The organism is Gordonia sp. HS-NH1 (assembly GCF_001418765.1).
In the GTDB taxonomy this organism is placed as follows: Bacteria; Actinomycetota; Actinomycetes; order Mycobacteriales; family Mycobacteriaceae; genus Gordonia.
Window position 1 is genome coordinate 35,712 of record NZ_LIYC01000031.1, and the last position, 22,213, is coordinate 57,924.

Genomic DNA, 22,213 nt, shown 5'->3' on the forward strand with positions numbered 1-22,213 from the left:
CCGGGTGCTCGTCACAGCTCGAGACCTTCGAAAGGCGGTGCGTCCATGCCCCTCATCCAGATCTCGCAGACGCCGGGACTGTCCGATCGCGTAAAACGCGAGACGATTGCCGCGGTCACCGAGGCCTACGCCAAGGCGACCGGCAAGAACCCCGACTCGGTCTGGGTGACGATCACGGAGGTGCCGCGCAATCAGTGGGGCGTCGGCGGCGAGCCGCTCGGATGACCGCCACCACCGGCGGCGCGGCCGCCACCACCACTCTTCCGGAGTTCCTCGATCTCGCGCGTGATCACCGCGTCGTGCCGGTGACGCGCAAGGTCCTGGCGGACTCCGAGACACCGCTGTCGGCCTACCGCAAGCTCGCGGGTGACCGTCCGGGAACCTTCTTGCTGGAGTCCGCCGAGAACGGGCGATCGTGGTCCCGCTGGTCGTTCATCGGCGCCGGCGCGCCGTCGGCCCTGACCGTCGTCGACGGGCAGGCGCACTGGTGGGGTTCGGTGCCCGTCGGCGCTCCCGAGGGCGGCGACGCGCTCGAAGTGCTGGCGGAGTCGCTGCGCCTTCTGCAGACCGACCCGCTGCCCGGGATGCCGCCGCTGACCGGTGGGTTCGTCGGGTTCATGGCCTACGACATGGTTCGGCGGCTGGAACGTCTTCCCGAGACCACGGTCGACGACCTCGGCCTCCCCGACATGATGATGGTGCTGGCCACCGACCTCGCCGCGGTCGATCACCACGAGGGCACGATCACCCTCATCGCGAACGCGGTCAACTGGGACGGCTCCGATGACCGGGTGGAGCACGCCTACGCCGACGCCCTCGCCCGGCTCGATCGGATGACCGAGGCACTCGCCGCACCCGCGCCGTCGACGGTGTCGACCTTCGACCGCCCGCGCCCGGAGTTCTCCGCCCAGCGGTCCCTCGCGGAGTACAGCGAGATCGTCACCGACCTGGTCGGCGAGATCGAGGCCGGTGAGGCCTTCCAGGTCGTGCCGTCGATGCGCTTCGAGATGGACTCCGACGCCGACCCGCTCGACGTCTATCGCGTCCTGCGCGCGTCGAACCCGAGTCCGTACATGTACCTGCTGCGTATGCCCGGCACCGAGGAACACAGCGACACGGGCTCGCCCGATGCCATCGCCCGCAAGCCGTTCACCATCGTCGGCAGCAGCCCCGAGGCACTGGTCACCGTGGCCGACGGGGTTGCGACCACCCACCCGATCGCGGGGACGCGCTGGCGCGGCGCGACCGAGGAGGAAGACCAGCTGCTCGGCAAGGGCCTGATCGAGGACGAGAAGGAGAACGCCGAACACCTGATGCTGGTGGACCTCGGACGCAACGACCTCGGACGCGTCTGCGTGCCCGGCACGGTCAAGGTCAGCGACTACCGGCACATCGAGCGGTACAGCCACGTCATGCACCTCGTCTCGACCGTGTCGGGGACCCTCCGCGACGACAAACACGCCCTCGACGCCGTGACGGCCTGTTTCCCGGCCGGAACCCTCACCGGGGCACCGAAGGTGCGGGCCATGGAACTCATCGACGAACACGAGATGACCCGTCGTGGGCTCTACGGCGGGATCGTCGGCTACATCGACTTCGCCGGCAATGCCGACACCGCCATCGCCATCCGCACGGCACTGCTCGCGCGCGGCAAGGCGTTCGTCCAGGCCGGCGGCGGTGTGGTGGCCGACAGCGAGCCCGAGTACGAATACAACGAGGCGCGCAACAAGGCCACCGCGGTGCTCAACGCGGTCGCCGCCGCCTCGACGATGCGACGGGTGGGTGAGACCTCATGACCTCTGCCGAGCCAGGTGCCGGAGCAGGGCCCGACGCCGAGGCGTTGCGCCGCAAGTCCGTCCGCCGAATGCAGGTCCTCGCGGCCGTGCTGATGGCGGCCGCAGCGGCTGCGTTCTGGGGTGCGAGCCGGTTGACCTGGGCCACCGTCTCCGCCGAGGACGGGTTGTCCCCGCAGCGCGCGTTCGAGGTCAACGGCGGGGACTGGAGTCCGTGGCTCACCCCGCTCGCACTGGTCTATCTGGCGGGCATCGCCGCGGCGCTGTCGGTGCGCGGCTGGGCGCTTCGCGTCGTCGCGATCCTCGTCGCCGTCGGCGGGGTGCTGGCCGCCTTCCCGGCGATCTCGCTGATCACCGGCGGCGCCGACTCGAACTATGCGGCAGATGCCGGCAGCATTCCCGATCGCTATGTCGTGCTCTACGTCGACACCAACCCCCTCGCCGCACTCGTCGTCCTCGTCGGCACCCTGTTCGCGGTGGGCGCGGCGGTCGCGCTGCTGCGCGTCGCGAAGGGGGCGACCAGGCCGTCGAAGTACACGACCCCGGCGGCACGGCGCGAGGAGATCGAGACCCAGATCTTCGCCGACTACGAGCGCCGCAAGGCCGCCCAGACGGAGACCGGAACCCCCGCACCCGAGACGACGACCGGCGGGTCCGGCAAGCCGGGGGCCGCGGACGACACCGACTCGCCGGACCCGACGCCGCCGGGCGCGAACGAGCGCATGATGTGGGACGCGCTCGACACCGGCATCGACCCGACCGACCCCACCGATCCCGACCGACGCTGAGCCACGCGCGGATGCCGGGGTGTGCGAACTCACTGTCCGAGCCGGGACATGGCCGCGCACCCGTCGGCGCGACGAGGTCACAGATCGGCCAACCCGGCCGCAACCGGCCCCAACGGCCCGTCTACCCTGAGAACACACCTCGAGCGGAAGGGAGCAAGTCGCTGTGAGCGTGCCCAACGTTCTCGAATCGATCATCGAGGGAGTGAAAGCCGACGTCGCGGCTCGCGAGGCCGTGGTCGACTTCGCGTCGGTCAAGGCGGCCTCGGCCAAGGCTCCCGCACCCAAGGATGCACTGGCCGCCCTGCGCCAGCCCGGAATCGGCGTCATCGCCGAGGTCAAGCGCGCGAGCCCGTCGAAGGGTGAGCTCGCCAGCATCGGTGATCCCGCCGAACTCGCCCGCGCCTATGAAGAGGGCGGTGCGCGCATCATCAGCGTGCTCACCGAGGAACGACGGTTCCGCGGTTCACTCGCCGACCTCGACGCCGTTCGCGCCGCCGTGAACATCCCGGTGCTGCGCAAGGACTTCATCGTCGGCACCTACCAGATCCACGAGGCCCGCGCCCATGGAGCGGACGTCATCCTGCTGATCGTGGCCGCTCTCGAGCAGAACGTGCTCGCCTCGCTCCTCGACCGCACCGAGAGCCTCGGCATGACCGCGCTCGTCGAGGTGCACACCGAGGAAGAGGCCGACCGCGCCCTGGAGGCCGGCGCCTCGGTCGTCGGCGTCAACGCGCGCAACCTCAAGACCCTCCAGGTCGAGCGTGACACCTTCTCGCGCATCGCACCCGGTCTGCCGACCGAGACCATCCGCATCGCCGAGTCGGGTGTGCGCGGTACCGCCGATCTGCTGGCCTACGCCGGTGCCGGCGCCGATGCCGTACTCGTCGGCGAAGGTCTCGTCACCAGTGGTGACCCGCGTGCCGCGGTCCGTGAGCTCGTCACCGCGGGTACTCACCCGTCGTGCCCGAAACCTGTTCGCTGACAACGCGTCCGGGCCGGTCTCGGTCCACGTGATCCTGTCGGCCCGATCGTCTGTGAGATGAAGTGACCGCGCATCCTGATTCCGCCCACACCGATGTCACCGGGGCCACCCCGCTGCCCACCGCGAGTGTCGGGCTGACCACACGCACCTCCGTGGAACCCGATGAGCAGGGACATTTCGGCGTCTACGGTGGGCGCCACGTCCCCGAGGCGCTCATGGCCGTCATCGACGAGGTCACCACGACCTTCCAGAAGGTCCGCGCCGACGACGATTTCCTCGCCGAGCTCGACCGTCTGCAGCGCGACTATGCCGGCCGCCCGTCCCCGCTGTACGAAGCGAAGCGGTTGTCCGAGTTCGCCGGTGGGGCGCGCATCTTCCTCAAGCGCGAGGACCTCAACCACACGGGGTCCCACAAGATCAACAACGTTCTCGGACAAGCACTCCTGGCCCAGCGGATGGGCAAGCACCGCATCATCGCCGAGACCGGCGCCGGCCAGCACGGGGTCGCCACCGCCACGGCCTGCGCGCTCCTCGGCCTCGAGTGCGTGATCTACATGGGCCGGGTCGACACCGACCGCCAAGCGCTCAACGTCGCCCGCATGCGTCTCCTCGGTGCGGAGGTGATCGCCGTCGACAACGGCTCGGCGACGCTGAAGGACGCGATCAACGAGGCCATGCGTGACTGGGTCACCAATGCGCACAACACGTATTACTGCTTCGGCACCGCCGCCGGACCGCACCCGTTCCCGGTGATGGTCCGCGATCTGCAGCGCATCGTCGGGCTCGAGGCGCGCGTCCAGATCCTGGACAAGGCCGGGCGCCTGCCCGACGCGGTGACCGCTTGCGTCGGTGGCGGTTCCAACGCGATCGGCATCTTCCACCCGTTCATCGACGACGAGGGTGTGCGGCTCGTCGGATTCGAGGCCGCCGGCGACGGCGTCGAGACCGGCCGGCACGCCGCGACCTTCACCGGCGGGACGCCCGGCGCGTTCCAGGGCGCGTACTCCTACCTGTTGCAGGACGACGACGGCCAGACCATCGAATCGCATTCGATCTCAGCGGGTCTGGACTATCCGGGCGTCGGGCCGGAGCATGCGTACCTCAAGGACACCGGGCGTGCGGAGTACCGGCCGATCACCGACACCGAGGCGATGGACGCGCTCGCCCTGCTCAGCCGCCGCGAGGGGATCATCCCCGCCGTCGAGTCGGCGCATGCGGTCGCGGGCGCCCTGAAGCTCGGGCAGGAGCTGGGTGAGGGCGCGATCATCGTGGTCAGCCTGTCCGGTCGTGGCGACAAGGACGTCGACACCGCCGCACGCTGGTTCGGATTGTTCGACACCCCGCCCTCGCAGGACGAGGCCACCCTCTCGGCATCGGCCGACGTCCAGAAGCCCGGAGAGCAGGCATGAGCACCCAGTCTATCCCGTCCAAACTCGGCCCCGTGTTCGCCCGCTGCCGGGAGGAGGGCCGCAGTGCGCTGATCGGTTACCTCCCGGTCGGTTTCCCGACCGTCGAGGAGTCGCTCACGTCGTTCCGGACGATGGTCGACGCCGGATGCGACATCATCGAGGTCGGGGTGCCCTACTCGGACCCGGTGATGGACGGCCCGACGATCCAGGATGCCGCCGACCTGGCCCTGACCAACGGTGTCCGCGTCCGTGACGTGTTCACCGCGGTCGAGGCCATCACCTCCGCCGGTGGCAACGCGGTGGTCATGAGCTACTGGAATCCGGTGCTCAAGTACGGGGTCGAGAACTTCGCCCGCGATCTGGCCGCGGCCGGCGGCGCGGGTCTGATCACCCCCAACCTGATCCCCGAAGAAGGGGCGCAGTGGCACGAGGCGGCCGACCGGCACGGTCTCGATCGCATCTATCTGGTCGCGCCGTCGTCGACGACCGAGCGGATCGCCCTCACCGTCGACGCCTCCCGCGGTTTCGTCTACGCGGCGTCCACGATGGGTGTGACCGGTGCGCGAGATGCGGTGTCGGACATGGCCCCCGAGCTGTGCGCACGGGTTCGCGAGTACTCCGACATCCCGATCGGCGTCGGGCTCGGCGTTCGCAACCGTGAGCAGGCTGCGCAGATCGCGTCGTACGCCGACGGAGTCATCGTGGGATCGGCACTGGTGACCGCGGCGAACGCAGGGCAGGATCGGCTGGCCTCGCTGGTCTCCGAACTGGCCGAGGGTGTCCGCTCGCGCCGGGCATCGGTCTGACCCGAGCGCGCTGTTCTGATCGTCACGGCGGCTTCCGGTCGAGGCGGGGAGCGCCGCGGCCGGTCGGCTAGGGTGGCAGCGTGATCGCGCCGACCTCGACGATGATGGCCTACCTCCCCAGTCCGCCCCAGGGCGTGTGGGACATCGGACCGTTTCCGCTCCGTGCGTACGCACTGTGCATCATCGTCGGCATCATCGTCGCCGTCTGGTGGGGCAACCGCCGGTGGATGGCGCGTGGTGGACAAGACGGCGAGGTTCTCGACGTCGCGATCTGGGCCGTGCCGTTCGGCCTCATCGGTGGTCGGCTGTATCACGTCATCACCGACTGGAAGACGTACTTCGGTGCCGATGCCCTGAAGGAGCCGATCGACGCCCTGAAGATCTGGGACGGCGGTCTCGGTATCTGGGGTGCGGTCGCGCTCGGCGCGGTCGGTGCGTGGATCGGCGCTCGTCGCCGCGGTATCCGCCTGCCCGCCTTCGGTGACGCCATCGCGCCGCCGATCTTGTTGGCGCAGGCCATCGGTCGTCTCGGCAACTACTTCAACCAGGAGCTCTACGGCCGCGAGACCACACTCCCGTGGGGCCTGGAGATCTACGAACGCGAGAACGCCGCCGGGTACTCCGATCCCGGGCTGATCGACGGCGTCTCCAACGGCGTCGTCGTCGCGGTGGTCCACCCGACCTTCCTCTACGAGCTGTTGTGGAACGTGCTCATCGTCGTCCTGCTGGTGGTCGTAGACCGGTACTTCCGCATCGGGCACGGCCGACTGTTCGCGCTCTACGTCGCGGGCTACTGCCTGGGCCGGTTCTTCGTGGAACTGCTCCGCGACGACCGGGCAGCCGTCGCCAATGACATCGCGGGCATCCGGCCGAACCTCTTCACCGCGGCGCTGGTGTTCCTCGCCGCCGTCATCTACTTCGTCCTCGCGCCCAAGGGCCGCGAGCAGGGTCTGGAGATGTACCACGACGACCGTGCCGCCGAGCTCGCGGAACAGGGCGTCGCCGGGTACGTCGACGACTGGTACGACGAGGACCTCGAGCCCGAGACGACGTCGGCGGTCGCCGCCGGCGGGGTGGCGACGGGCGCGAGGGCATCGTCCCTGTTCGACGCCGACGACCCCGACCGAACGTCGCCGGATCCCGAGGTAGCCGAGGTAGCCGAGGTAGCCGACACCGATGAAAGCGGGGACGCGCCCGTCACCGCGGCGACACCGGGACAGACCGAGGCCGCAGCGCAGACCGAGACCGACGCCGAATCGGACGCGCCGGTACCGCAGGCTGAGGCCGACGACGACTCCAGTGACGAGGGAGCTCTCACCAGCGGCGTCCTCGACCCAGAAGCCGTCGACCCAGAAGCCGTCGACCCAGAAGCCGTCGACCCAGAAGCCGTCGACCCAGAAGCCGTCGACCCAGAAGCCGACGACCCAGAAGCCGTCGACCCAGAAGCCGGCGACGCGGAACCCGACGATCCTGAAGGCGTCGATCCGGGAGCCGACGACACGGAAGCCGTCGGCCCGGAAGTGGTCGACGCGGAAGCCGGCGACGCGGAAGCCGTGGATCCGGAAGCCGGCGACGCGGAAGCCGTCGATCCGGGAGCCGACGATCCAGAAACCGTCGATCCGGGAGCCGACGATCCAGAAGCCGACGGCCCGGAAGCGGTCGACCCGGAGGCCGTCGATCCGGAGGCCATCGATACGGAAGCCGGCGGTCCGGAAGCCGTCGAGCCCGAAACCGGCGATTCAGAAACCACCGAGCCGGACGACCCCGCGGACCTGACACCGACCGAGCAGCTCGCCACAGAGCCGGAGTCGGAGACATCCGCGGACACCGCGTCCCACCCGACGGATGATTCCATCGCCGACGAGGCCGCGGAGTCGCCGAGTCCCGACACCGACGACCCGTCCGACACCGACGACACGACAGATCCCGACGACACGACAGACCCGGATCCCGATTCCACCGGGGACAAGTCCTGAGCGTCCGGTCGGTGTCACCGGCTGATCAGGGTGCTCGTCGCCGCGGTCACCGGCGTCACAGGTCTCGGCCGACGACGGCCGCCGGGGTGTTCGGATAGGATCGGATCTCACGGTGTGCGATCCCTCCGCCCCGGTACCGACAGTTCCAGAGCCCGTGACCGCTCAACGGTTCTGACTCAGCCCGGTACCGATCTCGGCACGGTCATTCGTACGCCGCGCAATGCTCCACGGGCCAATGCTGTCCCATTGGACACTCAGCAGCGAACCGTTCGCCGGTTCGAGTGGAGGTAGTGATGCTGTTTTCTGCGCTCCCGGCCAAGCAGGGTCTGTACGACCCGGAGGCCGAGGTCGACTCGTGTGGCGTGGCCATGGTCACCGACATCCACGGTCGCCGTTCGCATTCGATCGTCGCCGACGGACTGCTGGCCCTGGAGAACCTCGAGCATCGAGGTGCGGCCGGAGCAGAGACCAACAGCGGCGACGGCGCGGGAATCCTGATCCAGCTCCCCGACGAGTTGCTGCGCGCCACCGTCGACTTCGACCTTCCCGAGCCCGCCGCGGACGGGTCGAACAGCTACGCCGCGGGTACCTGCTTCCTGCCCATGGACCCCGACCTCCGTCGGGCCGCGATGGAGCGGGTCGAGGCGCTCGCCGCCGACGAGGGCATCACCGTCCTCGGCTGGCGCGATCTCCCGGTCGACCACGAACACGCCGACGTCGGCGGGACCGCCGTCGCGTGCATGCCGTACATGATGCAGCTGTTCGTCACCGTCGACCCGGCTCCCGGCGCCGAACGACTCGCCGGGGTGACCCTCGATCGCTACATCTATCCGTTCCGCAAGCAGGCCGAGCGCGTGACGCCGGAGATCGAGGAGGCGGGCACCGGCCTGTACTTCCCGTCGCTGTCGAGCCGCACGATGGTCTACAAGGGCATGCTCACCACGATGCAGCTGCCGCTGTACTACGAGGACCTGCGAGATGACCGCTGCCTCAGCGCGATCGCGATCGTCCACTCGCGTTTCTCCACCAACACCTTCCCGTCGTGGCCGCTCGCGCACCCGTTCCGGTTCGTGGCGCACAACGGCGAGATCAACACCGTGCGGGGCAACCGGAACCGGATGCGCGCCCGCGAGGCGCTCCTCGAGACCGACCTGATCCCGGGAGACCTCAAGCGCGCGTTCCCGATCTGCACCCCGGAGGCCTCCGACTCGGCGTCGCTCGACGAGGTCCTCGAACTCCTGCACCTCGGCGGTCGCGACGTCCACCACGCGGTGATGATGATGGTGCCCGAGGCGTGGGAGAACGTCCCCGACATGGACCCCCGTCGCCGGGCGTTCCTGCAGTTCAACGCCTCGCTGATGGAGGCGTGGGACGGGCCGGCCTGCGTGACGTTCACCGATGGCACGGTCGTCGGCGCGGTCCTCGACCGCAACGGCCTGCGCCCCGGCCGGTGGTGGCAGACGCGCGACGGCCGGGTCATCCTCGCCTCCGAGTCCGGTGTGCTCGACGTCTCGGTGGACGACGTGATCAGCAAGGGTCGCCTGGAACCCGGCCGCATGTTCCTCGTCGACACCGCTCAGGGCCGGATCATCCCGGACGAGGAGCTCAAGGGTGAGCTGATGAACGCCGAGGCGTACGGCGAGTGGCTGCATGCCGGTCTGCTCGACATCGCGACGCTGCCCGACCGGCCCGTCTTCCAGCCCAACCACGACACTGTGGTCCGCCGCCAGATCTCCTTCGGCTACACCGAGGAAGACCTGCGTGTACTCCTGACCCCGATGGCGGCGTCGGGCTACGAACCGCTCGGGTCGATGGGCACCGACACCCCGGTCGCCGTCCTGTCGCAGCGTTCACGTCTGCTCTACGACTACTTCGTCGAACTGTTCGCCCAGGTCACCAACCCGCCGCTGGATGCCATCCGCGAGGAGATCGTCACGTCGATGAGTCGCGTGATGGGCCCGGAGCAGAACCTGCTCCGCCCGACCGCGGCGTCGTGCCGGCAGATCATGGTGCACTGGCCGGTGCTGGACAACGCCGAGCTGGCCAAGCTCGTCCACATCAACGACGACGGCGACAACCCCGGTCTGTCGGCAAAGGTGCTCCGCGCGCTGTACGAGGTGTCCGAGGGCGGTGCGGGTCTCGCTGCGGCACTCGAGGATCTGCGCCTGAGGGCCAGTCAGGCGATCGCCGAGGGACACACCACCCTGGTGATCTCCGACCGGCTGACCGATTCCGATCACGCGCCCATCCCGTCGCTGCTCGCCACCTCGGCCGTGCATCATCACCTGGTCCGCACCAAGGAGCGGACGCGGGTCGCGCTGGTGGTGGAGTCCGGCGACGCCCGCGAGGTCCACCACATCGCCACCCTGATCGGCTTCGGCGCGGCCGCGGTCAATCCGTACCTGGCGCTGGAGACGATCGAGGACCTGATCGCCGAGGGTGAGCTCACCGGTGTCACGCGTGCCAAGGCGATCGGCAACTATCTGGAGGCGCTGGGCAAGGGCGTGCTGAAGGTGATGAGCAAGATGGGGATCTCGACCATCAGCTCCTACACCGCCGCACAGGCTTTCGAGGCCGTGGGGTTGTCCTCGGAGGTGGTGCGCGAGTACTTCACCCGCACGGTGTCGCGCATCGAGGGCGTCGGACTCGACGAACTGGCCGAGGAGGTGCGGATTCGCCACCACCGGGCCTTCCCGGAGAACCCCACCGAGCAGGTCTACCGTCGGCTCGAGGTCGGTGGCGAGTACCAGTACCGCCGGGAGGGTGAGCTGCACCTGTTCTCGCCCGAGACCATCTTCCTGCTGCAGCACGCCACCAAGACCGGCCGGGCCGAGATCTTCCGCAAGTACTCCGACGAGGTCGATCGGCTCTCGCGTGAGGGCGGTACCCTCCGCGGCCTGTTCGACTTCGATCTCGACGCGCGCGAACCGGTCCCGCTCGAGGAGGTGGAGCCGGTCGAGGCGATCATGAAGCGGTTCAACACCGGGGCGATGAGCTATGGGTCGATCTCCGCGGAGGCCCACGAGACCATCGCGATGGCGATGAACAGGATCGGCGGTCGCTCGAACTCGGGGGAGGGCGGCGAGGACGTCGAGCGTCTCTACGATCCCGAGCGCCGCAGCGCGGTGAAGCAGGTCGCGTCCGGGCGTTTCGGCGTCACGAGCGACTACCTGATCAACGCCACCGACATCCAGATCAAGATGGCGCAGGGAGCCAAACCCGGTGAGGGCGGTCAGCTCCCGGCCTACAAGGTGTATCCCTGGATCGCCAAGACCCGGCACTCGACGCCGGGTGTCGCGTTGATCTCACCGCCGCCGCATCACGACATCTACTCGATCGAGGATCTCGCGCAGCTGATCCACGACCTGAAGAACGCGAACTCGCAGGCGCGCATCCACGTGAAGCTCGTCAGCGCGGTCGGCGTGGGCACGGTCGCAACAGGGGTGTCGAAGGCGCACGCCGACGTCGTTCTCATCTCCGGGCACGACGGCGGAACCGGGGCATCGCCCCTGACCTCCCTCAAACACGCCGGCACGCCATGGGAGATCGGCCTCGCCGACGCCCAGCAGACCTTGATGCTGAACGGCCTGCGCGACCGCATCACGGTGCAGTGCGACGGAGCGCTGCGTACCGGACGCGACGTGATCACCGCGGCCCTGCTCGGAGCGGAGGAGTACGGATTCTCCACTGCTCCGCTGATCGTGGCCGGATGCATCATGATGCGTGTCTGTCACCTGGACACGTGCCCCGTCGGCGTGGCGACGCAGAATCCGCAGCTGCGGTCACGCTTCACCGGGCAGGTCGACCACCTGGTCAACTTCTTCCGATTCATCGCCGAAGACGTTCGGGAACATTTGGCGCGGTTGGGTTATCGCACCCTCGACGAGGCCATCGGGCAATCCCAGCGGCTGCACACCGACACCGCGGTCGCGCATTGGAAGTCCAAGGGACTCGACCTCAGTCCGATCTTCCGCAAGGTCGAGGACAAGGGACCGACTCGTCGGGTGCGGGGTCAGGAACACGGCCTCGACCGTGCGCTCGACCAGACCCTGATCCAGCTCGCCGAGGGTGCGCTCGAGGACGCGCACCCGGTGACGCTGGAATTGCCGGTGCGCAACGTGAACCGGACGGTCGGAACCCTCCTGGGTTCCGAGGTGACGCGCCGGTACGGCGCGGACGGACTCGCCGAGGACACGATCACGGTCAAACTCGAGGGTTCGGCCGGGCAGTCACTCGGTGCGTTCCTCCCGCCCGGCGTGACGATCCGGTTGACCGGTGACACCAACGACTACGTCGGAAAGGGGTTGTGCGGAGGCAAGATCGTCGTCACCCCCGATCCCGACTCGTTGTTCGTCGCCGAGGATCAGGTGATCGCGGGCAACACCATCCTCTACGGGGCCACCTCCGGTGAGGTGTACCTCAGAGGTCGTGTGGGCGAACGTTTCTCGGTGCGAAACTCGGGCGCCACGGCCGTCGTCGAAGGGGTGGGCGACCACGCCTGCGAGTACATGACCGGTGGCCGGGTGGTCGTTCTCGGACCGACCGGGCGCAACCTCGCCGCCGGCATGTCGGGTGGGATCGCGTTCGTCCACGATCTCGATCAGGCGAAGGTGAACATGGCCATGGTCGAACTGCTGCGTCCCGACCCGGAGGACCTCGCCTGGCTCAAGCGCACCATCGTCACACACACGGAACTGACCGGTTCCGCGATCGGCGCGTCGATCCTGGCCGACTGGCCTCGGCGTTGCCTGGCGTTCACCAAGGTGATGCCCACCGATTACAGACGTGTCCTCGACGCGGCCCGGATGGCCGAAGCCGAAGGGCGCGACGTCGATTCAGCGATCATGGAGGCGGCACGTGGCTGACCCGCGCGGATTCCTGGAAGTCCCGAAGAAAGAGGCGAAGTACCGTCCCGTCGCCGAGCGCGTCCACGACTGGGACGACGTGTACGAGCACGCCGACAACCCGATCAAGGTCCTCGACGAGGTCAGCGCACAGGCCCGCCGGTGTATGGATTGCGGTATCCCGTTCTGCCACTCCGGAACCGCGGGGTGTCCGCTGGGCAACCTCATCCCCGAGTGGAACGACCTGGTCCGGCGCGGCCGGTGGGATGCGGCGAGCAGCAGGCTCCACGCGACCAACAACTTCCCGGAGTTCACCGGGATGGTGTGCCCGGCGCCGTGCGAGGCCGCCTGCGTGTTGTCGATCTCCGAACAGGCGACCGGCGGCAGTGTGACCATCAAGCGCATCGAGAAGACGATCGCGTACGAATCGTGGGCCGAAGGTGTCATCGGGCCCGAGCCGCCCGAGTCCACGACCGGTAAATCGGTCGGCGTCGTCGGCTCCGGTCCGGCGGGTCTCGCCGTGGCGCAACAACTCACCCGTGCCGGTCACGATGTGACCGTCTACGAGCGCGACGACCGCCTCGGCGGGCTGCTGCGCTACGGCATCCCCGAGTACAAGTTGCAGAAGTCCGACATCGACCGGCGCATCGCCCAGATGCGTGCGGAGGGAACGACGTTCGTGACCAACTGCGACGTGGGGACCGACCTGTCGGTCGAAGATCTGCGTTCGACCCACGACGCGGTGGTCCTGGCCATCGGTGCGATGGAGGCGCGGGACAACCCGGTGCCGGGCCGGGAACTGAACGGCATCCACCTTGCCATGGAGCATCTCGTACCCGCCAACAAGGAGTGCGAGGGGGACGGCCCGTCACCCATCACCGCGGCAGGCAAGCACGTCGTGATCATCGGCGGCGGCGACACGGGAGCCGACTGCCTGGGAACGGCACACCGTCAGGGTGCGGCCTCGGTCGTGCAGCTCGACTACAACCCGGAACTACCCGGCGAACGCGACGACGAACGGTCCCCGTGGCCGACCTGGCCGCTGATCATGCGGACCTCGAGCGCGCACGCCGAGGGCGGCGAACGGCTGCACCAGGTCGCGGTGCAACGATTCGAGGGTGACGACGACGGCAACGTCACGACGATGGTGCTCGCCGAGGTGGAGGTGAGACGGGACGCCGAGGGTCGCCGCGAGATCACGCCGGTCGGTGACGAGTTCGAGATCCCTTGTGAGTTGGCGCTTTTCGCGATCGGTTTTGCCGGTGTGCGCGGCGGCCGGCTGCTGTCCGATCTCGAGATCGAACCCAATCCGCGCGGTGTGATCTCGTGCGGAAGCGACTGGCAGACCGACGCCCCGGGCGTGTTCGTCTGCGGCGACGCCCACCGCGGCGCGTCGCTGGTGGTGTGGGCGATCGCGGAAGGCCGGTCGACCGCGCGTGCGGTGGACGAGTTCCTCGTCGGCGAATCGGATCTTCCCTCGCCGGTCCGTCCCGCGTCCCTGCCGTTGTCCGTGCGGTGACAGGGGGCGATCGTCGCCGAACACGCGCGGCCGCAACAAGTTAAGTTAATTTCATACTCGGCGGTAGCGGGCCGCCACCAGCGGTAACAGCCGGTGGCGTCCCGGTGACAAGTCGCCGCCGACATAGAGATGCACGGCTGATGAGGACTAAGGTGTTCTTGTGACACGCCGAACCAAGATTGTTTGCACGCTGGGCCCGGCCACCGCGAGTGATGAGCGTTTGAAAGAGCTTGTCGAGAGCGGTATGGACGTGGCTCGGATGAATTTCAGCCACGGTACGCATGAGGACCATGCGGCCGTTTATGCGCGCGTTCGTAAGGCTTCGGACACCACGGAGAAGGCGGTCGGTGTTCTGGCCGATCTGCAGGGTCCGAAGATCCGTTTGGGCCGTTTCGATGGCTGTGATGGGTCGACGGTGTGGGAGACCGGTGAACAGGTACGTATCACCGTCGAGGATGTCGTGGGCGAGCACGACCGGGTCTCCACCACGTACAAGCAACTCGCCGAGGACGCGAGCCCGGGAGATCGGCTGCTGGTCGATGACGGCAAGGTCGGTCTGGCCGTGTCTGCGGTCGAGGGCAACGATGTCGTGTGCACGGTGACCGAGGGCGGGCCGGTCAGCAACAACAAGGGCCTGTCGCTTCCGGGGATGAGTGTGTCGGTGCCGGCGATGTCGGAAAAGGACATCGCTGATCTGGAGTTCGCGTTGGAGCTCGGGGTCGACATGGTGGCGCTGTCGTTCGTGCGTAGTCCCTCGGACATCGAGTTGGTCCATGAGGTGATGGATCGGGTGGGCCGTCGGGTGCCGGTGATCGCGAAGTTGGAGAAGCCTGAGGCGATCGAGAATCTCGAGGCGATCGTGTTGGCGTTCGACGCGATCATGGTGGCTCGCGGCGACCTGGGGGTCGAGTTGCCGCTGGAGCAGGTGCCGTTGGTGCAGAAGCGGGCGATTCAGATGGCTCGGGAGAACGCCAAGCCCGTGATCGTGGCGACGCAGATGCTCGATTCGATGATCGAGAACTCGCGTCCGACGCGGGCGGAGGCCTCGGATGTGGCCAACGCGGTGCTCGATGGTGCGGATGCGGTGATGCTCTCGGGGGAGACCTCGGTGGGCAAGTATCCGTTGGAGACGGTTCGGACGATGGACCGGATTTGTCGTGCGGTCGAGGGTGGTCCTCGTGATGTGCCGCCGTTGTCGCATGTGCCGCGCACCAAGCGGGGTGTGATCTCGTATGCGGCGCGTGATATCGGTGAGCGTTTGGAGGTGAAGGCGTTGGTGGCGTTCACCCAGTCCGGGGATACTGTGCGGCGGCTGGCTCGTCTGCATTCGCGGTTGCCGTTGCTGGCGTTCACCCCGACGCAGGCGGTGCGTAGTCAGCTCGCGTTGAGTTGGGGTACTGAGACGTTCATCGTCGACCACGTCGACACGACGGATCACATGATCGATCAGGTCGATCATCAGTTGTTGCGGATCGGGCGGCTCAGTGAGGGTGATGTGGTGGTGATCGTCGCTGGTGCTCCGCCGGGGACGGTCGGTTCGACCAACCTCATCCACGTGCACCGGATCGGCGAGCAGGACCACTGACGGCGTCTCCTCCTGCTCGGGGCGGTGCACGATGCCGCGGCGGTCGGGTTCTAGGGTGTGAGGCATGACCGTGGAACAGGCCGGAGATCTCGGGAAACTGCTCGCGTTGCTCGACGTCGAACGTCAGGGCGACGACCTGTTCATCGGGCACCACCCCGAGCAGGTCACCGCCCGGACGTTCGGCGGGCAGCTGCTCGGACAAGGCGTTGTCGCGGCGGCGCGGAGCCTGACCCGGGGCAATCCGCCCATCCACGCCCTGCATGCACATTTCATCCGTGGCGGGGACGTCACCGCGCCGATGGAGTACCACGTCGATCGCTTCCGCGACGGCAGGTCGTTCGCCAACCGGCAGGTGACCGCCAAGCAGGGCGGCGAAGAGATCTTCACGATGCTGGTCGCGTTCCAGGACAACACCTCCGGGCTCGAACATGCGGTGGAGATCCCGAACGTGCCCTATCCGGAGGAGTTGCCTACTCTCGGAGAGCACTTCAAGGGTTACGAAGACCGCATCGCGACGTTCGTGAATGCGTTGCATCCCATCGACATCCGCTTCGCCAACGACCCGAGCTGGAAGGCCAAGGACGCGGGGGAGAAGCTGACCGACAACCGGGTGTGGATGAAGGCCGACGGCACGATGCCCGACGACCCCGTGATGCACGTCGCGGCAATGTGTTACGCCTCCGACACCACGGTGCTGGATTCGATCATCACCACCCACGGCCTCTCGTGGGGCATGGACCGGCTGTTCGCGGCGACCGTGAATCATTCGATGTGGTTCCACCGCGAGTTCCGGTTCGACGACTGGCTGCTCTACGCGACGCGGTCGCCGGTCGCGACCGGGTCACGCGGAATGGGCTCGGGCCGATTCTGGATGCGCGACGGCACTCTCGCGACATCGGTCGTGCAGGAAGCGCTCATCAAGTACTTCCCGCCCAAGAAATGACCGCGCCGGTCTGCGGGGGAGCTGATGGATCGCGAACGGGGTGAGTCGGTGACACCGGGGTACGGCCCCGCCCACGAGATGTGGCTCGACCCCGGCCCGCCGCTTCCCCGGCGGACGTGGCAGCGGCGCACCAGGGTCCCGGTCATCGTCGCGACCTCGATCGCGATGGTCGGGTTCGCGGTGGTCGTCATCGCCGCCGTCATCGCGGGTCTCCTCACGACACCGGAGTTCACCGCCAAGGGCGGAGTGGTCGCCGACTGTGCGACAGAGGTCGCAGCGGTGCCGGGTGGGGGCACCCTCGCCCGTGGAGCCCGGGTCGTCATCTATGACGCTGCCGGCGGCGAGGTGGCGACCACCACGCTGTCGAGGTTCCTCCGCGGCGACGATGGTTGCCGGCTCACCTTCGAGGTGAGCGGTGTGGAGTACACCGACGCCGGCTATCTGGTCACCGTCGGCGACGCCGACGGCCGGTTCTCGGAGTCGATCTCGACCGCGGCCCTGCAGCAGGGCGCAGTGCTCCGGCCACTGGGCTGACGCCCGAATCGCCGACGAAAACCGACAATCCACGCGCTCGGCGCAGATGGCCGGTGCAACGTCGCCGTGGTTGCCCGGACACCGGGTGAACGGCGGGTTAAACTGCGCCGGATCATCATCGGAGTCACCGAACCCGTTGCGGCGGCCGGGACCTCGATGACATCGACCGGGGATGTCGAACCCGGTCTCCGTCGGGACGTCCGTAGCGAGGAGTGTGCGTGGAGTACAGCATCGACTGGGGCAACGAGGTGTGGGCCAGTCTGAAATGGTTGGCCATCGCGTTCGCCATCTCGGCCGCGGTCATTCTCGTGATCGGCTACCTCCTGGCGAGGTTCAGCCAATGGGGCACGCCGCTGTGGCGGGTGATCGGCGGGTTCTTCACCGACCGGGAGACACGGGTCAAGGCGTGGGGGCTGGCGGCGGCCCTGACCTTGCTCGCACTGCTGGGAGTGCGGGTCACCGTGCTCGTCTCGTATTGGAGCAACGACCTCTTCACCTCGCTGCAGACCGCCGGTGAGGGCCTCGCCGCGGGCGGCCCCCAAGGTGCCGAGATGCTCCAGATGGGCAAGGACGCGTTCTGGCACTCGATGGCCGTCTTCGGAATCCTGGCCACACTCCATGTCGTCCGCACGATGGTCGAGATCTACGTGGGCGCCGCATTCGAGATCCGGTTGCGCTACTGGCTCACCGAGGGTGCCACTGCGGACTGGATGGAGGGTCGCGCCTTCTACCGCAACCGCTTCGTCGATCTCAGCGCGGGTCTGCTGCGCCGCAGGCTGTTTCGCCGCACTGAGTCGAACGTGAACCGTCGGGCGGCCGCCGACATCCATCCCGGCGTCGACAACCCCGATCAGCGCATCGAGGCCGACATCACCACCGTCGTGTCATCGGGTTCGTCGCTGTTCTGGGGCGGCGGCGGGTCCTCGACCAATGGTGTCTTGCCCGCGTGCGTGTCGATCGTGTCGTTCGCTATCGTCCTGTGGGACCTCTCCGGTCCCGTCACCCTGTTCGGTGTCGAGATCCCGCGAATGATGATGTGGCTGGTGCTGGTCTACGTCCTCGTCGCCAGCGTGGTCGCATTCGCGATCGGACGCCCGCTGATCCGATTGAACTTCTGGCGCGAGCGCCTCACCGCGAACTTCCGTTATGCACTCGTCCGCATCCGCGACGGCGCCGAGAACGTCGCGTTCTACAGCGGCGAGCGCGTCGAACACACCAACCTCATGACCAGGTTCCGTGCGGTGGTCAGGAACTTCTGGCAGATCATCCACGTCCAACTGGCGTTCGTCGGCTGGAACTTCAGCGTGACCCAGCTGTCGGTGGTGTTCCCGTACCTCGTGCAGGCACCACGATTCTTCGACGGCCAGATCAAGCTCGGTGACGTGTCGCAGACCTCGTCGGCTTTCGCCGAGATGCACGATGCGCTCTCGTTCTTCCGGAACGCCTACGACGACTTCACCGTGCTGCGGGCCGCGATCATCCGTCTCGACGGCCTGGCCGACGCCGACGCGCGCTCGCGGGTCATGCCGGAGGTGACGACCGTGGATCGTGAACGCGCCGTCGCGCTGTCCGATGTCGACGTCAAGACCCCCAGCGGCGACGACCTGATCACCGCGCTGAACCTGTCCCTCGCGCCCGGCGCGGCGCTCGTCGTCAAGGGACGGTCGGGCTCGGGGAAGACGACGCTGCTCCGTGGGCTCGCCGGGCTGTGGCCGTTCATCGACGGCGAGTTCGCCCGGCCGCCAGGTGAACACACGCTGTTCCTGTCCCAGATGCCCTACATCCCGCTGGGGGACCTGCGGACCGCGGTCGCCTATCCGGCCCTGCCCGACGACGTCGGTGACGAGGCCATCAAGGTCGCGCTCGAGAAGGTGTTCCTCCCGCATCTCGTCGGCCGGCTCCACGACGAGGAGGACTGGGTCAAGGTGCTCTCGCCGGGCGAGCAGCAGCGCGTCGCCTTCGCCAGAATCCTGCTGACACGACCACAGGCGGTGTTCATGGACGAGGCCACCTCGGCGGTCGACGAGGGTCTCGAGTACTCGCTCTACTCGCTGATCCGTTCGGAGTTGCCGGAGACGATCGTGGTATCGGTCAGCCATCGGAGCACCACCGATCAGCATCACACGGACCTGCTCGAACTCACCGGCGGCGGGGCCTGGAACCTCGAGTCGCTGACCAACGGTCCTTCGCTGGACAAACGGTCCTGATCTGGGTTTTTTGCCAAGCGGTTACCAATCGCCGGATCCGTGCATGACCCCTGCCTCCACTCGCTAATGTGACGTGCAACACATTACTTCGGCAAGTCGAGGACTCTCATGACCGCTGCAGAGACCATCACATTTCCCCATCAGACCGGCGTCGCCGTCGCGACGCTACCCGCCGCGTTCCAGCAGACGGTCACCGTGCGACCGGACGCCGTCGCGCTCCGCACCGTCGGCGGGCTGCAGGAGATCACCTGGGCGGAGTACGCCCGCCGGGTCGAGGCCATCGCCGGTGGACTCGCGGCGTTGGGCGTCACACGCGGCGACACCATCGGGATCATGCTGACGAACCGTCCCGAGTTCCACCTGGTGGACGCCGCCGCACTCCATCTCGGGGCCGTCCCGTTCTCGATCTACAACACGAGTTCGCCCGAACAGGTCGAATACCTCTTCGGAAACGCGGAGAACGCGGTCGTCGTCACCGAGCAGGTGTTCCTGCCGGTGCTCACGGCCGCGGCGACGGCCGTGTCCACCACGGTCGTCGTCGACGGAGTGGCGACGGGCGCGATCTCACTCGCCGACGTCGAACAGACGCCGGCGCCGGAGGGCTTCGACTTCACCGCGTCGTGGCAGGCGGTCAATCCCGACGATCTGGCGACGCTGATCTACACCTCGGGCACCACCGGCCCACCCAAGGGCGTCGAGATCACCCATCGCAACATCGTCGCGGAGATGGCCGCGCTCGCCGAGATCGTCCAGGCGGGGTTCGACGACCGGGCCATCTCATACCTGCCCGCGGCGCACATCGCCGACCGCGTGTCCTCGCATGCGGCGAACATGATGCGCGGCATCCAGATCACGACCGTGCCCGATCCGCGCGAGATCGCCGCAGCGCTTCCCGACGTGCATCCCACCTTCTTCTTCGGGGTGCCGCGGGTGTGGCAGAAGATCCGTGCCGGCATAGAGGCGAAGCTGGCCGAGGAGTCCAGTCCGGTGAAGAAGGCACTCGCGGGCTGGGCGTTCCGCGCCGGGGCGTCGGCAGCCCAGGCCCGGATCGACGGAAAGGGATCGGGTGGCCTCGCCTACGGTCTCGCCGACCGTCTGGTGCTGCACAAGGTCCGTACCGCGTTGGGGCTGGACCAGGTCTCCTTCGCCGGTTCCGGCGCGGCCGCGATCCCGCCCGAGGTCCTGAGATTCTTCCTGGGCCTGGGCATTCCGGTCCTCGAGGTGTGGGGGATGTCGGAGACCACCGGCGTCTCGACGATGACGACCGACGACAATCTGCGGATCGGCACCGTCGGCACACCGGTGCGTGGCGTGGAGGTGCGGCTGGCCGACGACGGTGAGCTCCTCGTCCGTGGACCGGTGGTGATGCGCGGCTATCGCAAACAACCCGACAAGACCGCCGAGACCATCGACGCCGACGGGTGGTTGTCGACCGGCGACATCGCGACGATCGACGACGACGGAAACGTCACCATCGTCGACCGGAAGAAGGAACTCATGATCAATGAGTCCGGTAAGAACATGTCGCCCACCAATATCGAGAACGCGATGAAGGCGGCCTCGTCGCTGATCGGTCAGGTGGCCGCGATCGGCGACGCCCGGCCCTTCGTGTCGGCACTCGTGGTGCTCGACCCGGATGCCGCGGCCGCGCGCGCCAAGAAGCTCGATCTGTCCGGCGGCGACCTGGCCGAATTGTCCACCCATCCCGACGTGGTCGAGGAGGTGGCGGTGGCAATTCGTGCCGGGAATCGGTCACTGTCCCGCGTGGAACAGGTCAAGCGATTTACCATCGTGCCGACCGCCTGGGATCCCGGCGGCGACGAGCTCACCCCGACGATGAAGTTGCGCCGCAAGCCGATTGCGACAAAGTATGCGAACGAGATCGGTGAGCTGTACGAGGCGCAACCGGGACGGTCGGTGGTGGACCTGCGGTCGTGACCGGGGTCGATCGACGACGGTCTCACCGCCGGAACCAGACAGACGAGGAGAAGGAATGGACGACCAAGCAGGTGTCGACCAGACGGCAGATCGCGAACTCGGACCCATCGACTACATCGTGGTCGAGTGGACGGGCAAGCAGCCGACCGGCGAGGCGCTTCCGCATCTGATCGATCTGATCGACCGCGGCGTCGTGCGGCTGATCGACATCGTCTTCATCACCAAGGACGCCGACGGCACCGTCGCCCGGCTCGAGATCAACTCGCTCGGAGCGGAGTTCGCGATCTTCGACGGGGCAGCGACCTCGCTGCTCGACGACTCGGACCTCGCGGAGGCGGCCACCGTCATCGATCCGGGCTCCAGCGCGGCCGTCCTCGTCTGGGAGAACGCGTGGGCCGCTCCGTTCGCCACCGCTGTCCGCAACGGCGGCGGACGACTCGTTGCGTCGGGCCGGATACCGGTGGATGCTCTGCTCGCACAGCTCGATCTGGTCGACGAGGCGACACCGGCCGCACCGACCGCGTAGCTTGCCGTCGACAACCGATCTGACACCTCGAAAGGACAGAACATGCCAGGACTTCTCCGCGGCGTCGCCCGTACCGCCGTCATCTCCGGTACCGCGACGGCGGTGAGCAATCGCGTGTCCCGACGCCAGGCGAGCAAGTGGGCGCAGCAAGGCGCACAGGACCCTCGGTCACAGCAGCAGTACTCCCAACCGCAGTACTCCCAGCCGCCACCCCAGCAGGCGCCCGCCCCGAGCCCCACGGACACGATCTCGGCGCTGAAGGAACTCGGGGCGCTCTATCAGCAGGGCATTCTCACCGAGGCAGAGTTCGCCGCCCAGAAGGCAAAGATCCTCGGTACCTGAGGCGCCCCCTGCTCCCTGAGG

Annotated in this window: 15 protein-coding genes and 2 pseudogenes; all 17 read left to right on the forward strand. The window is 67.7% G+C overall.

Annotated elements, in window-relative coordinates:
• Positions 1–45: 45 nt before the first annotated feature.
• The 17 genes and pseudogenes from AMD30_RS18165 to AMD30_RS18240 all read left to right on the forward strand — a co-directional run bounded on the left by AMD30_RS18165 (position 46) and on the right by AMD30_RS18240 (position 22,192).
• Positions 46–225 (forward strand): tautomerase family protein, encoded by a 180-nt coding sequence (locus tag AMD30_RS18165; RefSeq protein ID WP_004021167.1) that lies wholly within the window; start codon positions 46–48, stop codon positions 223–225.
• The gene (locus AMD30_RS18170) at positions 222–1,796 is read left to right on the forward strand and encodes an anthranilate synthase component I (protein WP_010842332.1); all 1,575 of its coding nucleotides are present in this window, start codon (positions 222–224) and stop codon (positions 1,794–1,796) included. Before AMD30_RS18165 ends, AMD30_RS18170 begins: the two co-directional genes overlap by 4 nt.
• A complete protein-coding gene (locus tag AMD30_RS18175) occupies positions 1,793–2,581 on the forward strand; it encodes a TIGR02234 family membrane protein (protein ID WP_055476582.1) in 789 nt (262 codons plus the stop codon). The genes AMD30_RS18170 and AMD30_RS18175 overlap by 4 nt, the downstream gene beginning before the upstream one ends.
• 163 nt (positions 2,582–2,744) lie before the next feature.
• Complete coding sequence (gene trpC / locus AMD30_RS18180) at positions 2,745–3,563, forward strand: indole-3-glycerol phosphate synthase TrpC (RefSeq protein ID WP_010842334.1); 819 nt, start codon at positions 2,745–2,747, stop codon at positions 3,561–3,563.
• Between the two features lie 62 nt (positions 3,564–3,625).
• Entirely contained in the window at positions 3,626–4,972 is a 1,347-nt protein-coding gene (trpB, locus tag AMD30_RS18185) for a tryptophan synthase subunit beta (protein WP_010842335.1), read from the forward strand.
• Positions 4,969–5,778 carry a tryptophan synthase subunit alpha gene (trpA, locus tag AMD30_RS18190; protein ID WP_010842336.1) on the forward strand — a complete coding sequence of 270 codons (810 nt, stop codon included), beginning with the start codon at positions 4,969–4,971 and terminating at the stop codon, positions 5,776–5,778. Before trpB ends, trpA begins: the two co-directional genes overlap by 4 nt.
• Before the next feature lie 80 nt (positions 5,779–5,858).
• Positions 5,859–7,280 (forward strand): annotated as a pseudogene (gene lgt, locus AMD30_RS18195) (prolipoprotein diacylglyceryl transferase); the annotation flags it as partial.
• Positions 7,189–7,554 (forward strand): annotated as a pseudogene (locus AMD30_RS25830) (hypothetical protein); the annotation flags it as partial. The pseudogenes lgt and AMD30_RS25830, both read left to right, overlap by 92 nt.
• A 493-nt stretch (positions 7,555–8,047) precedes the next feature.
• Positions 8,048–12,619 carry a glutamate synthase large subunit gene (gene gltB, locus AMD30_RS18200; RefSeq protein WP_055476584.1) on the forward strand — a complete coding sequence of 1,524 codons (4,572 nt, stop codon included), beginning with the start codon at positions 8,048–8,050 and terminating at the stop codon, positions 12,617–12,619.
• Positions 12,612–14,117: a glutamate synthase subunit beta gene (locus AMD30_RS18205; RefSeq protein ID WP_055476585.1), complete on the forward strand. Its 1,506-nt coding sequence runs from the start codon at positions 12,612–12,614 to the stop codon at positions 14,115–14,117. Before gltB ends, AMD30_RS18205 begins: the two co-directional genes overlap by 8 nt.
• A 160-nt stretch (positions 14,118–14,277) precedes the next feature.
• Positions 14,278–15,702: a pyruvate kinase gene (pyk, locus tag AMD30_RS18210; protein WP_010842340.1), complete on the forward strand. Its 1,425-nt coding sequence runs from the start codon at positions 14,278–14,280 to the stop codon at positions 15,700–15,702.
• Positions 15,703–15,766: 64 nt separating this feature from the next.
• Positions 15,767–16,645, forward strand: a complete 879-nt coding sequence (locus AMD30_RS18215; protein ID WP_010842341.1) for an acyl-CoA thioesterase — start codon at positions 15,767–15,769, stop codon at positions 16,643–16,645.
• Positions 16,646–16,669: 24 nt separating this feature from the next.
• Positions 16,670–17,179, forward strand: a complete 510-nt coding sequence (locus AMD30_RS18220; RefSeq protein WP_055476586.1) for a hypothetical protein — start codon at positions 16,670–16,672, stop codon at positions 17,177–17,179.
• Between the two features lie 218 nt (positions 17,180–17,397).
• Positions 17,398–19,386 carry an ABC transporter ATP-binding protein/permease gene (locus AMD30_RS18225; RefSeq protein WP_055476591.1) on the forward strand — a complete coding sequence of 663 codons (1,989 nt, stop codon included), beginning with the start codon at positions 17,398–17,400 and terminating at the stop codon, positions 19,384–19,386.
• A 108-nt stretch (positions 19,387–19,494) separates the two neighbouring features.
• A complete protein-coding gene (locus AMD30_RS18230) occupies positions 19,495–21,324 on the forward strand; it encodes an AMP-dependent synthetase/ligase (protein WP_055476587.1) in 1,830 nt (609 codons plus the stop codon).
• A gap of 55 nt (positions 21,325–21,379) precedes the next feature.
• Positions 21,380–21,850 (forward strand): DUF6325 family protein, encoded by a 471-nt coding sequence (locus AMD30_RS18235; protein WP_055476588.1) that lies wholly within the window; start codon positions 21,380–21,382, stop codon positions 21,848–21,850.
• Between the two features lie 42 nt (positions 21,851–21,892).
• A complete protein-coding gene (locus tag AMD30_RS18240) occupies positions 21,893–22,192 on the forward strand; it encodes an SHOCT domain-containing protein (RefSeq protein WP_055476589.1) in 300 nt (99 codons plus the stop codon).
• Positions 22,193–22,213 lie beyond the last annotated feature (21 nt).